The following is a 13,054-nucleotide window of genomic DNA, read 5'->3' as shown; positions in this document are numbered from 1 at the left end:
TGCGCAGGAACACTGAAGCTGTGCGAAGATGCTCAGACAGGTGACGCGGTGCTGTCCTTTGCTTATCAAAGCGGTTAAAGCGGGCGGACAATCAGGAGAACAATATGCAAGAAGAAGTGCTGGCTACGGTCGCGGCCTCGGCACCGCGGCGCTGGACTGGGGTAGGGATGCTGGTCACGGTCGGGGCGTTGGTCATTTACGTCGCGTTGGCATCGCCGCCTGAGTTTGGCTGGCAGGTCTTCTTACTGGTTTCCGGGGCAGCCGCGTTCTGGTTGGCCCGTCGCATGTGGTACGCGACCGAAGACAGGATCGAGCTGACCCAATCCCAATTGCGCACAGGCTCGGGGCAGGTGATCTGCAATATCGAGGATGTCGAAGGCGTAGACCGGGGCGTGTTCGCATTTAAGCCATCAAATGGCTTCTTGGTAATCACTCATGCACGAAGCTCAAACCAGTGGGCGCCCGGTCTTTGGTGGCGTGTCGGACGAAGGATTGGCATAGGCGGCATGACAGCCGCCGCCGAGACCAAATACATGTCGGAAATGCTGTCGGCGATGCTTGCTGAAAAGAGTTAGACACCCAAGCAAGCAGGGTCGGTATTGACGATCTGGTCGAAAACACGCGGGTGTGTGAAGACCAGATTATCCATTTCAAAGTCAGCAAATTTGAATGCCATCTGGAATGGCGCTTTATATGTATTGTTGGTTTCGACCAGGATCATTGAGCCGTTATCAGGCATTACCGGAAGCCGTTGTTTGATTTTCACGATCTCTGCGTCGGTCCATTTCTGATATCCAGTGCCCCGCACGCAGGACCATAGAACATCGTGGAGATCGTTATCACCATCATAGGTCAGATAGGTCACACGCATCGAGACCGGTGCTCTGGTATCAACCATGTTTTCCAGAAGGTCGTACATAGTGTTGATATACGCGGCGTTAACATCTTCAGCTTCGCGTGAGAGTACATCCGCAACTGCGTAGGCTCCTTTGATGTTGATCGCGCTTTGGCGATAGCTGTCATAATAGGTGTATGACGCAAACATTGACCAGAACAGCAGCGGCAATATCAGCATTGCCTCGACCGATAAGGCGCCGTCTTCTCGTTTGAGAAAGCGGTTCAGCAGTGCCTTGGGAAGGTTGCGATTCTCTTTGTTAATTCGAGGCATCGGCCACGTCCACTGTTGTGTCAGATGAATCGTCAGGATCAGCTGATGAACCACCAAATGGTTCATGAACAAATACGGTCGTCGCCTGCAGTTCCCATTGGCCGTCGTTGTCCTGCTTCGCAATGCCGCTCAGCATCGAAAGCCCAAAAACAGGTGAAACCTCAAGACAGGCGCGGATAATCATAAGCTCATTTGAAGTCCCTTGTTCAAAAACAACTTCGTCCGGCTTACGAATTGTCTCCGGAGTGTCGACGCAATAGGGGGTTGGATCCAACTGATTGCCGACACGCGGATCAATGGACTTCATCTCGAGCGCAAGGTTTTCCGAGCAATTGGTTATCAGCGCTTCGTCACAGATCATTTTCTTCAGCAGCGCGTGATCCCATTCATCTTCCCCGTCAGGAAGGCGATTAAGCCGAACCTCCCGAATTGTCATATCCAGAGATCGTTCAAGATCGGCATGGTGGAAGGACTGCAATCCCAGATCCATGCCTGAATAAGCGACATACAGGAAGAATGGAAACCAGAAGATAAACTCGATAGACGAGTTTCCATCCTCATTCTTTCGAAATCTCCGAAGCCGATTCCGCAGTGTCTTTGTCATTGGGTCAGCCTCAGGTTTTGAATGGAGGTGCTGATTGAATCGAAGACGCGTTCAATCTGATTGCCGGTCGCTTCATAGTAACGGGCAGGTTTGATCGCGCAGTCTTTCAGCATCTGCTTAACACCGTAGGGTGCCTCAAAAGCGATCGAGAAGATGATGACATTATCTTCTTCAGCTTCTTCGCAGAGATCTACAACATTTGGATTTTTGGTCGAAGGACCAATTTCGGTCGTGGAGTCAGCTGCAAATTCTTCGCCGCGATCCCAGCCATAAGCGTGACGCAACATATTCCGAATTGCGTATTTTTCAGTATGCGCCCAGACATCGGGCCATTCCAGTTCTACCGGATCGGAATCTGTTGAAAGCCCTTCGGAGTCCTCGCGTGTTTGCGATCGATCCATCGAATAGCAGGTGCCGTTGTAGTAATCCGTACAGCGGTAGCGCATATAAGTCCCATTGCCATGGGCATGATCTTGGTATTTGTCGCGGGTCCAGCGCCTGTACGAACTGTCCCGCACAGTTGTGGCGACATTAGGCCAAGCCCAGCGGTTATACTCTTCATCGTAGATAGAATACGTTTCGGCATCTTCATTCCAATAGATGTCCGAGGGGCCGTCATTATAAGGCGGATTCACTTTGTGCTGATAAGTGTTTTCGCCATCCGTCATCAGCACTAGAACCTTGAGGGTGTCCGTGGTTTTGTTAGGGGCTGGTCGAATTGCGAACGAGTCCGGAATTTCTGAACTGTCTGCAATCTGAGCGATCAGCGGTTGGATACTATCGTCAAGCAAAGTCAGACCCCACTTGAGGCCTACATCGATCGAAGTCCAGCCGCTTGCCACAAGATTCTGGATCTGACCTTTCAGAATGTCAGGATCATTCTGGATTACCGTCATCTCTCGCCGATCTGTGGTGGTTTCAAGACGGCACGTATTGCTGGTTACCAACGTGTCGTTGAACCTTTTGTCGCTGGAGCCATTATCCTTGAAATGAAGAGTTTGCGGGACATAATCCCCTTTTGTGATGATGTTTCCTTCGTCGTCCACGATGTCGTAATAGTTGAAATCGGTCGTTGTGTAGTCCGAAGCCTGGAAATCGATGCAATTGGCCCTTTCGTTAGCCCCGATCGTGTTCAAAGCATTCATAAGATAGTCAGGCACCGACACCTGTTCCGAGTAGGGCACGATTGAGATCGACAATCTACCATCCTCAGATTTCAGGATCATCTCATCGATAAAGTCCTCAGCGGCACTTTTGAGGTTGGTCAGCTTTGTCCCGCGCATCGAACCCGAGACGTCCAGAACCAATGAAATTTCGACGTTACCAATCGATTCTTCGGCGATGCTGGTGGCGGTTGTATCAATGTAATCGACGCCACTCCATTTCATGAAGTGTGTCTCAATGCTCATGTCGGCGCTGGCTTCGACTTTCCGTTTTCCTTCAAGTTCTGCAACCTGAGTCACGGTTCCGTCGTCGTTTGTCGTGCATGTCTCGGGCTCGACCTCGATATTTTTGATGATATTCGTATCGAAACCTTCTTTGCGAATGTAATCATTCACCACGACCCGTGGGCAAAGCTCTTGGTCCAGGTCAGCTGCGGCAAGGACCGCGCGGTCCAGTGCGTATTGTAGCCTTACCCTTTCGCGATCATAACGCATGACGTCGACCGCGAACCCGGCCACGGTGAAGACTATCACGATCAGGAAAAGGGCAAGGATCGTCATCGTGCCTTCTGTCGAAGAAACAAAGTGCCGCAAGTGCCGCGAACAACTGTTTTCGCGGCAGAGACGGTTGAATTGGGCCTTCAAATCAAACTTGCGCATAATTGGTTCCTCGGTCGATCAGACACACTGATGCCAGCACTTCGCAACTTTAATAATTTACTCACGGATCGTGGCGAGATTTGGGCGCAGTGGACACTATGCTGCTCGTTTTTAACGAGATTCAGCTTTATTCCCGGTGTTATTGGTGGTTTTGTTTCGCGCCTTTGGACAATCGCGCGGCTTTCGTTAACGCCCGACTCACCAATGGAGCTGAAAAGTAAAGTTCACAAACTGATGAAAATACGTGCAGTTACTGATTGCGGTATTTGGCAAGCAGTGCGACAAAAAGTCATGACGTATCTCGTCTACCGGCACGGAGGATTTTATGACCGGCATTAAAGAACCCAGCTTTCGTGAGAGTGTTGATTTGATGTTCAACAGAGCGGCGTCTCTGATGGATTTGCCGCCCGGGCTAGAAGAGAAGATACGGGTTTGTAATGCCACCTACACCGTTCGGTTCGGGGTTCGTCTGCGGGGGCAGATCCACACCTTTACCGGATATCGTTCGGTTCATTCGGAACATATGGAGCCGGTAAAGGGTGGCATTCGCTATGCCTTGGCGGTGAACCAGGATGAGGTCGAAGCGCTCGCTGCGCTCATGACTTACAAGTGTGCACTGGTCGAAGCGCCCTTTGGTGGCTCGAAAGGGGGCCTTTGCATTGATCCTCGCCAGTATGAAGAACATGAGATGGAACAGATCACGCGTCGTTTTGCCTATGAGCTGGCAAAGCGCGATCTGATCAACCCATCTCAGAACGTCCCTGCGCCCGATATGGGAACCGGCGAGCGCGAAATGGCGTGGATGGCTGACCAATATGCGCGGATGAATACGACCGATATCAACGCGCGAGCCTGTGTGACAGGTAAACCGCTGAACGCGGGGGGCATCGCGGGCAGGGTCGAAGCAACCGGGCGCGGCATCCAATACGCGCTGCGCGAATTCTTCCGAAACCCGGAAGACGTCAAGAAGGCGAACTTGTCAGGCACGCTGGACGGAAAGCGCGTCGTCGTGCAGGGATTGGGTAACGTGGGCTATCACGCAGCCAAGTTCCTCAGCGAGGAAGACGGGTCGCGTGTGGTCGGCATCATCGAATGGGATGGCGCACTGTACAATCCCGATGGCATCGACGTAGAAGCCGTGCGGCAGTGGATCGTCAAGCATGGCGGCGTGAAGGACTATCCCGACGCCACACATTCCGCCGAGGGCGGCGCGGTACTTGAAGCCGAGTGTGACATCCTGATTCCGGCGGCGCTGGAGGGGGTAATAAACCTATCCAACGCCGAACGTATTAAGGCACCACTGATCATCGAGGCCGCCAACGGGCCTGTCACGGCGGGTGCGGATGAGATCATGCGCAAGAAAGGCACGGTGATCATTCCTGACATGTATGCAAACGCCGGTGGTGTGACCGTGTCCTATTTTGAATGGGTCAAAAACCTCAGCCACATCCGTTTTGGCCGGATGCAGCGGCGTCAGGAAGAAGCTCGGCATGAGTTGATCGTCAGCGAACTGGAACGGTTGGATCGGTATCTGGGTGATGCCTGGTCGATGTCACCGGATTTCAAGGCGAAGTACCTCAAGGGTGCGGGCGAGTTGGAGCTGGTGCGTTCTGGTCTCGATGACACGATGCGCATTGCCTATCAGTCGATGAGCGAAGTCTGGCATGATCGCGCTGATGTCGACGATCTGCGCACGGCGGCCTATATCGTTGCGATCGACCGCGTCTCAAAAAGCTATCGCGCCAAGGGCCTCTGAGCGCACAGACAACAGAAGATTCTTGAGTGGCCAACCATCGGGTTGGCCATTTTTCATTTAGGTCGAAGTCGTCAGAGTGTGTGGATTGGTCGCCCAGCGACAAGTTTTCGTCGAAAACAGGAGTGGAACCGGATTCCGGCGTTGTTACTGCTGGGTGAAGTTGGTTTGATGCCGACACACCTGTAGGGAGTTCTGAATGCGTTTCTCCGGCTTACGTGTCCTGAAAGAGGGCCTGACCGGCAACAAAGGCTGGACGCCGCACTGGCGCGAGCCTGAACCGAAATCCGAATATGACATCGTCATTATCGGCGGCGGAGGTCATGGGTTGAGCACGGCCTATTATCTGGCCAAGGAACATGGTCTGACCAATATCGCTGTTCTGGAAAAGGGCTATATCGGTGGGGGCAATGTCGGGCGCAACACCACCATTGTGCGCGCGAACTATTTTTTGCAGGGCAATTCCGAGTTCTACTCGCACTCATTGAAGCTGTGGGAAGGTCTTGAGCAAGATCTAAACTACAATGTCATGCATTCGCAACGCGGGATCATCAACCTGTTCCATTCGGACGGGCAGCGTGATGCCGCTGCGCGCCGGGGCAACATGATGATCAGTCAGGGTGACGATGCTATCCTGCTCAATCGCGATGAATTGAGGCGGATGGTGCCCTATCTGAATTTCGATGACCTTAGGTTCCCTCTGTATGGCGGTCTCTACCACCCGCGCGGAGGTACAGCGCGACACGATGCAGTGGCCTGGGGCTATGCGCGCGGAGCGGACCAGCGCGGCGTGGATCTGATCCAGAACTGCGAAGTGACTGGTATTGATATCGAGAATGGCGTGGTGCGCGGTGTTCAGACCTCGCGTGGGCCGATCCGGGCCAAGAAGGTGGCGATGGTTGCTGCCGGGCGTTCAGGTCAGGTGGCGGCGATGGCTGGAATGAGGCTGCCGATTGAAAGCCATGTCTTGCAGGCCTTCGTGACCGAAGGTCTGAAGCCCTGCATCGATCATGTGGTGACGTTTGGCATGGGGCATTTCTATATCAGCCAGTCAGATAAGGGCGGTCTGGTCTTTGGCGGTGATCTGGATTTTTACGCCTCCTATGCGGCGCGAGGTAACTTGCCCACCGTCGAAAGCGTGATGGAGGCCGGGATGGCGCTGATGCCGATGATCGGCAAGGCGCGGGTGCTGCGATCCTGGGGCGGGATCATGGATATGTCGCCCGATGGCTCTCCGATCATAGACCGGACGGATATCGATGGGCTCTATCTGAATGCCGGCTGGAACTATGGCGGGTTCAAGGCGGTTCCGGGTTCGGGGAATGTGTTTGCGCATCTGATTGCGACGGATCGGTATCACGAGAATGCCACCGGCTTCCGACTGGATCGTTTCCGCACCGGGCGCGGGATTATCGATGAAGAGGGCAAGGGCTCTCAGCACAATCTGCATTGAGGGGCGCGATGTTGGATTTGGGTATTATTGAAAAGATCAAGAAGGGCGCGCGGCTATGAGGATCACCTGTCCATATTGCGGCGAGCGGGATCGGCGCGAATTCTACTATCGCGGGGCGGCAGTGGATCTGGACCGACCGGCCCCGGATGCCGGTGAGGCGGCTTGGGATGATTTTGTCTACCAACGGGAAAACCCGGCAGGGCCGACACGAGAGCTTTGGTATCACGAAGGCGGGTGCGGTGCATGGATCGTGGTCACACGAAACACGGTCACGCATGAGATGATCGACGCGCAGCCGGCATCGGAGGAGCGGGCATGAGAATCGATGGAAAGGGTCTTATCGATCGTACGCAGTCGATTCCGTTTGTTTTCGATGGTGCCAGCTATAGCGGCTATGCGGGCGACACCCTGACCTCAGCGCTTTTGGCGAATGGCGTACGACTGATGGGGCGTTCGTTCAAGTACCACCGGCCTAGGGGTGTGCTGAGCGCAGGCAGCGAAGAGCCGAATGCGCTGATGACCGTGGGGGCAGGCGCAGGACAAGAACCAAATATTCGCGCCACGATGCAAGAGATCTATCCGGGACTTGAAGCGCGCAGCCAGAATCGCTGGCCCAGCCTGAGTGTCGATTTGATGGGGATCAACGATCTGGCTTCCCCGTTTTTGGGCGCGGGTTTTTACTACAAAACCTTCATGTGGCCGAAAAGCTTCTGGGAAAAGCTATACGAGCCGATCATTCGACGTGCCGCCGGATTGGGAGCACTGTCGGGCGAAGACAATGCCGACAAGTACGAAAGCGCTTATGCCTTTTGCGATCTGCTGATTATCGGGGCAGGGCCTGCGGGGCTGATGGCCGCACTCGTCGCTGGTCGTGCCGGCGCGGACGTCATTCTGGCCGACGAAAACAGTCGCGTGGGTGGGCGTCTGCTGGCCGAGACCTATGAGGTCGACGGAAAACCGGGGCCCGATTGGGTTGACGAAGTGCTGGCCGAGTTGGCCGCGATGGACAATGTCCGCATCATGACCCGGACCACTATCGCAGGTGCCTATGACCAAGGTACCTTTGCGGCGTTGGAACGCGTTTTTCACCATACGGATCACCGCCCCAACGGGGCGCCGTTGGAAACCTATTGGCGGATCGTGGCCAAGCGGTCAGTTCTGGCGGCAGGCGCGCTGGAGCGCCCGGTCGCATTCCGCAACAATGATCGCCCGGGGATCATGACTGCTGGCGCGGTGCGGGCGTATCTAAACCGATGGGGTGTCAGCCCGGGCCGCAATGTGACGATCTTCGGAAATACTGACGATATCCATCGCACTGCTCGTGATTTGTTGGATGCTGGTGTCCATGTGGCGGCTGTGATCGATAGCCGCCATGACGCGCCCTTGTCTGACGACTACGAGGTTCTACGCGGGGCGCAAGTTTGTAACAGTTCGGGCCGTAAAGGGCTGGAGGCGATTACAGTGCGCCGTGCCAGTGGAGAAGAACGGATACACACGGATTGCCTTGCCATGACAGGGGGCTGGAATCCTTCGGTTCATCTAACGTGTCACATGAATAGCCGCCCGATCTGGAAGCGTGAGATCGAAGCCTTTGTGCCAACGCCAGGGGCCGTGCCGGGCATGGTGACAGCGGGTGCGTGCAACGGATCTTTCTCAACTACAGCCTGCCTTCGTGAAGGGATTGAGGCAGCCAAAGGCGTACTTGGCGATCTTGGCTACAAGGCCACGAAGACTGTGCCACCGCAGGCCGAGGATACGCCATACGAGATCACGCAGCTTTGGGCCGTTCCCGGCAAAGGGCGCGCGTGGCTGGATTTCCAGAACGATGTTACAGTGAAAGACGTCAAACAGGCCGCGACTGAGAACTTCCGGTCAGTCGAGCACATGAAGCGCTATACGACGCAAGGTATGGCGACGGATCAGGGCAAGAATTCGAACGTGGCGGCGTTGGCCATTCTAGCGGACGTCACCGGGCGCGCGATACCCGAAACCGGAACCACGACGTTCCGCCCTCCGTATTCTCCTATCGCCATTGCCGCGCTGGGTGCTGGGGCTGAAGGCAAGGGTTTCAAGCCGCAACGCTTTATCACTTCGCACAAAGCGACCGTAGCGCGGAAAGCTCCGTTGGTTGAGGCCGGGTTGTGGTATCGCCCCAGCTATTTCCCAAAGGGTGGAGAAACCACGTGGCGGCAATCCTGTGACCGTGAGGTCAACATGGTGCGTCAGGCCGTCGGGGTGTGCGATGTCTCGACGCTTGGCAAGATTGACATACAGGGGCCGGATGCGGGGGCGTTTCTGGACTTCGTTTATACGAACATGTTCTCGACCCTCAAAGTTGGCCGAACGCGATATGGCCTGATGTTGCGTGAGGATGGATTCGTCATGGATGATGGCACCACCGCGCGGCTGGGAGAGACGCATTACCTGATGACCACCACCACGGCAGGTGCTGGCGATGTAATGAAGCATCTGGAATTCGTTCATCAGGGTCTGCGCCCTTATCTGGATGTCTCGTGCATCTCGGTCACTGAACAGTGGGCACAGTTTGCCGTGGCCGGACCAAAATCGCGTGAATTGTTGAACGATCTGCTGGACACACCTCTTGATGAAGAAAGCTGGCCCTTCATGGCTTGCGGATCGATCTCGGTGCTGGGTGTGCAGGGGCGTTTGTTCCGGATCTCGTTCTCGGGCGAGCATGCATATGAAATCGCCGTGCCTGCGCGCTATGGCGCGACCCTGTTCGATATTTTGACCGAGCGGGCTGAAGCGCTGGGCGGTGGTCTTTATGGGATGGAGGCACTGAACGTTCTTCGGATCGAAAAGGGCTTTATTACGCATTCCGAGATCCACGGACGGACAACTGCCTATGATATCGGCATGGGTCGGATGGTGTCGCAGAAGAAGGATTGCATCGGCAAAACGATGTCGCAACGTCCGGGCCTTGAAGAGCCGGGGCGCGAGCGGTTGGTCGGGCTCAAACCCATTGGCGAAAGCAAGGAATTGCTGGCGGGTGCGCATCTTTACCGGGAAGAGGCCGAGCCGGTGCGCATCAATGATCAGGGCTATCTGACCTCCGTGTGTTATTCCCCGACGCTGGAAACGATGTTGGGCTTGGGCTTCTTGGCGGACGGGCCTGAGAGGTATGGAGAAATCGTGAAAATGGTCGATCATCTGCGCGGCGTGACAACCCTGTGTGAAGTGGTGAACCCGGTTTTCTTTGACCCCGAAGGAGGGCGCGTCCGTGGATAATCTGACCGCCAAAACACCCTGCGACGGGTTGCTGCCTTTGACCTTCGGCTCTGTAACGCTCAGCGAAGAGGATGCGGGCGCGATCCATTCGATCTCACCTTTCAAGGGTAAGCAAAAGGCGCTATCCGAAGCTTTGAAAGCAGCGCACGGGATGGCCTATCCATCGGCCAACCGCGCAACGGGTAAGGCTGGCGCGCGGGCGATCTGGTTCGGCCCGGCGCATGCGATGCTGATCGGACCGTCTCCTGATGCGACCCTGACCGAGAATGCTGCCATTGTGGACCAATCAGATGCCTGGGCTGTGGTCCGGTTAGAGGGTGCTGATGTCGAAGACGTACTGGCGCGCGTAGTGCCGGTTGATCTGCGCAAGGTGCATTTCAAGCGCGGCCATACCGCCCGCACCCTGCTCTTCCACATGACTGCTTCGATCACGCGCGTTGGAGAGAACGCGTTTCAGATCATGGTCTTCCGTTCAATGGCTGAGACATTGGTTCACGATTTGAAAAGGGCGATGGAAGGCACCGCCGCGCGCGGGTAAGCTGCGCTGAAAGAAACGAATCCCGGGAGATCCCCATGTTGCGTATCGCTATCGTTGCGGCCGTGCTGGCCACGCCAGTGGTTGCACAGGAAACCAAGGAACAGAGCTGCAAGTATCAGGCCGACGTTGTTGCAGCGATACAGAAAGCACGACTTGACCGGGTCAAGGAACGCGATGTGGCGCAGGCGGTGGCCGACAGTGGTCCTACCTGGCCCGAGAACTACAATGCCGCTGTTCCGCTGATCACGCCTTGGGTATATGAGCAGAAGATGCGCGACGTGCGTAAGAAGGATCTCGGAGCTGCGTGGCTGGAGTTGTGTTTACAACAATAATCCACAGTCAGATCATTTCTCTGTGGACAACCGCGCGCCATCCCCTTGGCGCGCGTTTTCATTTCTGGCAGGTTTGACCCATGTCTTTGCCCCCCGGATTTCTGGATGAACTGCGCACGCGCCTCAGCCTGTCTCAGGTTGTTGGGCGTAAGGTCATGTGGGACCAGCGCAAATCCAATCAGGGCAAGGGGGATATGTGGGCGCCTTGCCCCTTTCATCACGAAAAGACCGCCTCGTTCCACGTCGATGACCAAAAGGGATTCTATTATTGCTTTGGCTGCCACGCCAAAGGGGACGCGATCAGTTTTGTGAAAGAGACCGAGAATGTCTCTTTCATAGAAGCCGTGGAAATTCTGGCGCGCGAGGCCGGGATGCCGATGCCCGCGCGTGATCCCAAGGCGCAGGAAAAGCAGGACCGCCGTTCACAGCTGGCCGAGGTGATGGAACAGGCTGTGCAGTTCTTTCGTTTGCAACTCAAGACTGGGGCAGGGGCGGCGGCACGTGATTATTTGACACGTCGCGGTCTTGACGCGAAGGCGCTGGACCGTTGGGAAATCGGTTTCGCACCCGAGCGCTGGCAGGCTCTGTGGGATCATCTAACCGGTAAGAGTGTCTCCGAGGACCTGATCCTTGGGGCCGGGCTGGCCAAGCCGTCGAACAAAGGTAAGAAACCCTATGATACGTTCCGCAACCGCATCATGTACCCGATCCGCGACCCGCGCGGGCGGTGCATTGCGTTTGGTGGCCGGGCGATGGATCCCAATGACAACGCCAAATACCTGAACTCGCCCGAGACCGATCTGTTCGACAAAGGCCGCAGCCTCTACAACCATGGCCCCGCACGACAGGCGGCAGGCAAGGGGCAGCCTTTGGTTGTGGCCGAGGGCTATATGGACGTGATCGCTTTGGCTGAGGCCGGGTTTGGCGCGTCGGTTGCGCCATTGGGGACTGCGATTACCGAGCATCAGTTGCAACTACTTTGGCGCATCTCTGACGAGCCGATCATCGCTTTGGATGGCGATACGGCAGGGCTGCGTGCGGCGATGCGAGCGGTCGATTTGGCACTGCCGTTGCTGGAAGCGGGCAAATCCTTGCGTTTTGCCTTGATGCCCGAAGGCAAGGATCCCGACGATTTGCTGCGCGCCGAAGGTTCGGGGGCGGTGCAGGGTGTGCTGGATGCTGCAATCCCGATGGTCAAACTGCTCTGGCAACGCGAGACGGAAGGCAAGGTCTTTGACAGCCCCGAACGCAAAGCGGCGCTGGATAAATCCCTGCGAGAGAAGATCAAGCTGATCCGCGACCCCTCGATCCGATCGCACTACGGGCAGGAAATTAAGGACCTGCGCTGGCAATTGTTTCGCCCACAGCGACAATCGCAAAATCGCCCGTGGCAACCGCGCGGAAAATGGCAGCCGCAGGCACAGCCTGCCACGCCAGGCGCACGGGCGTCATTTCTGGCCTCGGCTGAGAATGCGGATATTCAACTGCGCGAAGCGGCAATTCTCGCGATTGCCATCCTGAATCCACAAGTTGTCGTGCAATTCGAAACTCAGCTGGAAGAAATGGATTGCCACGACCCTGATCATGCGGCCTTGCGGGGAGCAATCCTGCGCCATGCCATCGACGATCCGGACAATCTGCAGGATCACATCATGCAAACTTTGGGACCGGAACCCCTTGAAAACCTGCTGGCCCTTCGCCATGTCGCAGTGATCCCCTGTGTGTACAAACCGGGCGACGTTGAAAAGGCCGAGATGACGCTGGCCGAGGAACTCGCAAAGATCAAAGCGCTCCAGGGGTTGGATGCTGAGATTGCCGAAGCGGCAGAGGAATTGTCTGATCTGGCCGATGAGGCGCTGACATATCGGCTGGCGCAAGCCGCCGAAGAGCGCAACCGTACAAGCCGCAGCCAGAACGAAGACAGGGCCGTTTTCGACATCGCCGACAATGGTGCGCGAATCAACCGCGATGAGAAAGACGCGTTTGAGGCCATCACGTCTGGCATCAAATTCGAACGGAAACATCGATGAAGTGGTGTTTTCGTAAGGCACTGGAAAAGAAAAACGGGTAAACGGGTGGCCGAATCACTTCTACGCGCTAATGATTCGGTTCAAACGAATCACCCATCCCTGCA

Annotated in this window: 12 protein-coding genes; 9 read left to right on the top strand and 3 right to left on the bottom strand. The window is 55.8% G+C overall.

Translation table 11 applies throughout. The features are described from left to right. Nucleotides 1-104: 104 nt before the first annotated feature. Nucleotides 105-575 carry a hypothetical protein gene (locus ACR0AY_RS05085; RefSeq protein ID WP_170422341.1) on the top strand — a complete coding sequence of 157 codons (471 nt, stop codon included), beginning with the start codon at nt 105-107 and terminating at the stop codon, nt 573-575. Here ACR0AY_RS05085 and ACR0AY_RS05080 read toward each other — a convergent pair. From ACR0AY_RS05080 to ACR0AY_RS05070, 3 genes are read right to left on the bottom strand one after another with little or no spacing between them, the layout of a single operon-like run. Then, nucleotides 572-1,168, bottom strand: a complete 597-nt coding sequence (locus ACR0AY_RS05080) for a hypothetical protein (protein WP_170396270.1) — start codon at nt 1,166-1,168, stop codon at nt 572-574. The genes ACR0AY_RS05085 and ACR0AY_RS05080 overlap by 4 nt on opposite strands. Further along, the gene (locus ACR0AY_RS05075; protein WP_170512803.1) at nt 1,155-1,772 is read right to left on the bottom strand and encodes a hypothetical protein; all 618 of its coding nucleotides are present in this window, start codon (nt 1,770-1,772) and stop codon (nt 1,155-1,157) included. Before ACR0AY_RS05075 ends, ACR0AY_RS05080 begins: the two co-directional genes overlap by 14 nt. After that, entirely contained in the window at nt 1,769-3,496 is a 1,728-nt protein-coding gene (locus ACR0AY_RS05070) for a Tad domain-containing protein (protein WP_480438700.1), read from the bottom strand. The genes ACR0AY_RS05075 and ACR0AY_RS05070 overlap by 4 nt, the downstream gene beginning before the upstream one ends. A 129-nt stretch (nt 3,497-3,625) precedes the next feature. On the opposite strand from ACR0AY_RS05070, the gene ACR0AY_RS05065 reads away from it, so the two are divergent. From ACR0AY_RS05065 to dnaG, 8 genes are all read left to right on the top strand, one after another. Next, complete coding sequence (locus ACR0AY_RS05065; RefSeq protein ID WP_170512807.1) at nt 3,626-3,934, top strand: hypothetical protein; 309 nt, start codon at nt 3,626-3,628, stop codon at nt 3,932-3,934. Further along, a complete protein-coding gene (locus tag ACR0AY_RS05060) occupies nt 3,921-5,351 on the top strand; it encodes a Glu/Leu/Phe/Val family dehydrogenase (protein ID WP_170396277.1) in 1,431 nt (476 codons plus the stop codon). The genes ACR0AY_RS05065 and ACR0AY_RS05060 overlap by 14 nt, the downstream gene beginning before the upstream one ends. A 196-nt stretch (nt 5,352-5,547) precedes the next feature. Then, complete coding sequence (locus ACR0AY_RS05055) at nt 5,548-6,801, top strand: sarcosine oxidase subunit beta family protein (RefSeq protein WP_170512810.1); 1,254 nt, start codon at nt 5,548-5,550, stop codon at nt 6,799-6,801. A gap of 55 nt (nt 6,802-6,856) precedes the next feature. Next, nucleotides 6,857-7,120: a sarcosine oxidase subunit delta gene (locus ACR0AY_RS05050; RefSeq protein WP_170396281.1), complete on the top strand. Its 264-nt coding sequence runs from the start codon at nt 6,857-6,859 to the stop codon at nt 7,118-7,120. Beyond that, nucleotides 7,117-10,050, top strand: a complete 2,934-nt coding sequence (locus ACR0AY_RS05045) for a sarcosine oxidase subunit alpha family protein (RefSeq protein ID WP_170512812.1) — start codon at nt 7,117-7,119, stop codon at nt 10,048-10,050. Before ACR0AY_RS05050 ends, ACR0AY_RS05045 begins: the two co-directional genes overlap by 4 nt. Further along, nucleotides 10,043-10,588: a sarcosine oxidase subunit gamma family protein gene (locus tag ACR0AY_RS05040; RefSeq protein ID WP_170512814.1), complete on the top strand. Its 546-nt coding sequence runs from the start codon at nt 10,043-10,045 to the stop codon at nt 10,586-10,588. The genes ACR0AY_RS05045 and ACR0AY_RS05040 overlap by 8 nt, the downstream gene beginning before the upstream one ends. Nucleotides 10,589-10,623: 35 nt before the next feature. Beyond that, the gene (locus ACR0AY_RS05035) at nt 10,624-10,920 is read left to right on the top strand and encodes a hypothetical protein (protein ID WP_170396287.1); all 297 of its coding nucleotides are present in this window, start codon (nt 10,624-10,626) and stop codon (nt 10,918-10,920) included. An 80-nt stretch (nt 10,921-11,000) separates the two neighbouring features. Beyond that, nucleotides 11,001-12,950, top strand: coding sequence for a DNA primase (gene dnaG, locus ACR0AY_RS05030; protein WP_170512816.1), 1,950 nt, complete (start codon nt 11,001-11,003; stop codon nt 12,948-12,950). Nucleotides 12,951-13,054: the final 104 nt, after the last annotated feature.

The sequence above is a fragment of the Ruegeria sp. A5 genome, assembly GCF_056543005.1.
The sequence above is the reverse complement of the archived record's forward strand: the minus strand, read 5'-3'. Positions and strand labels throughout refer to the sequence as shown.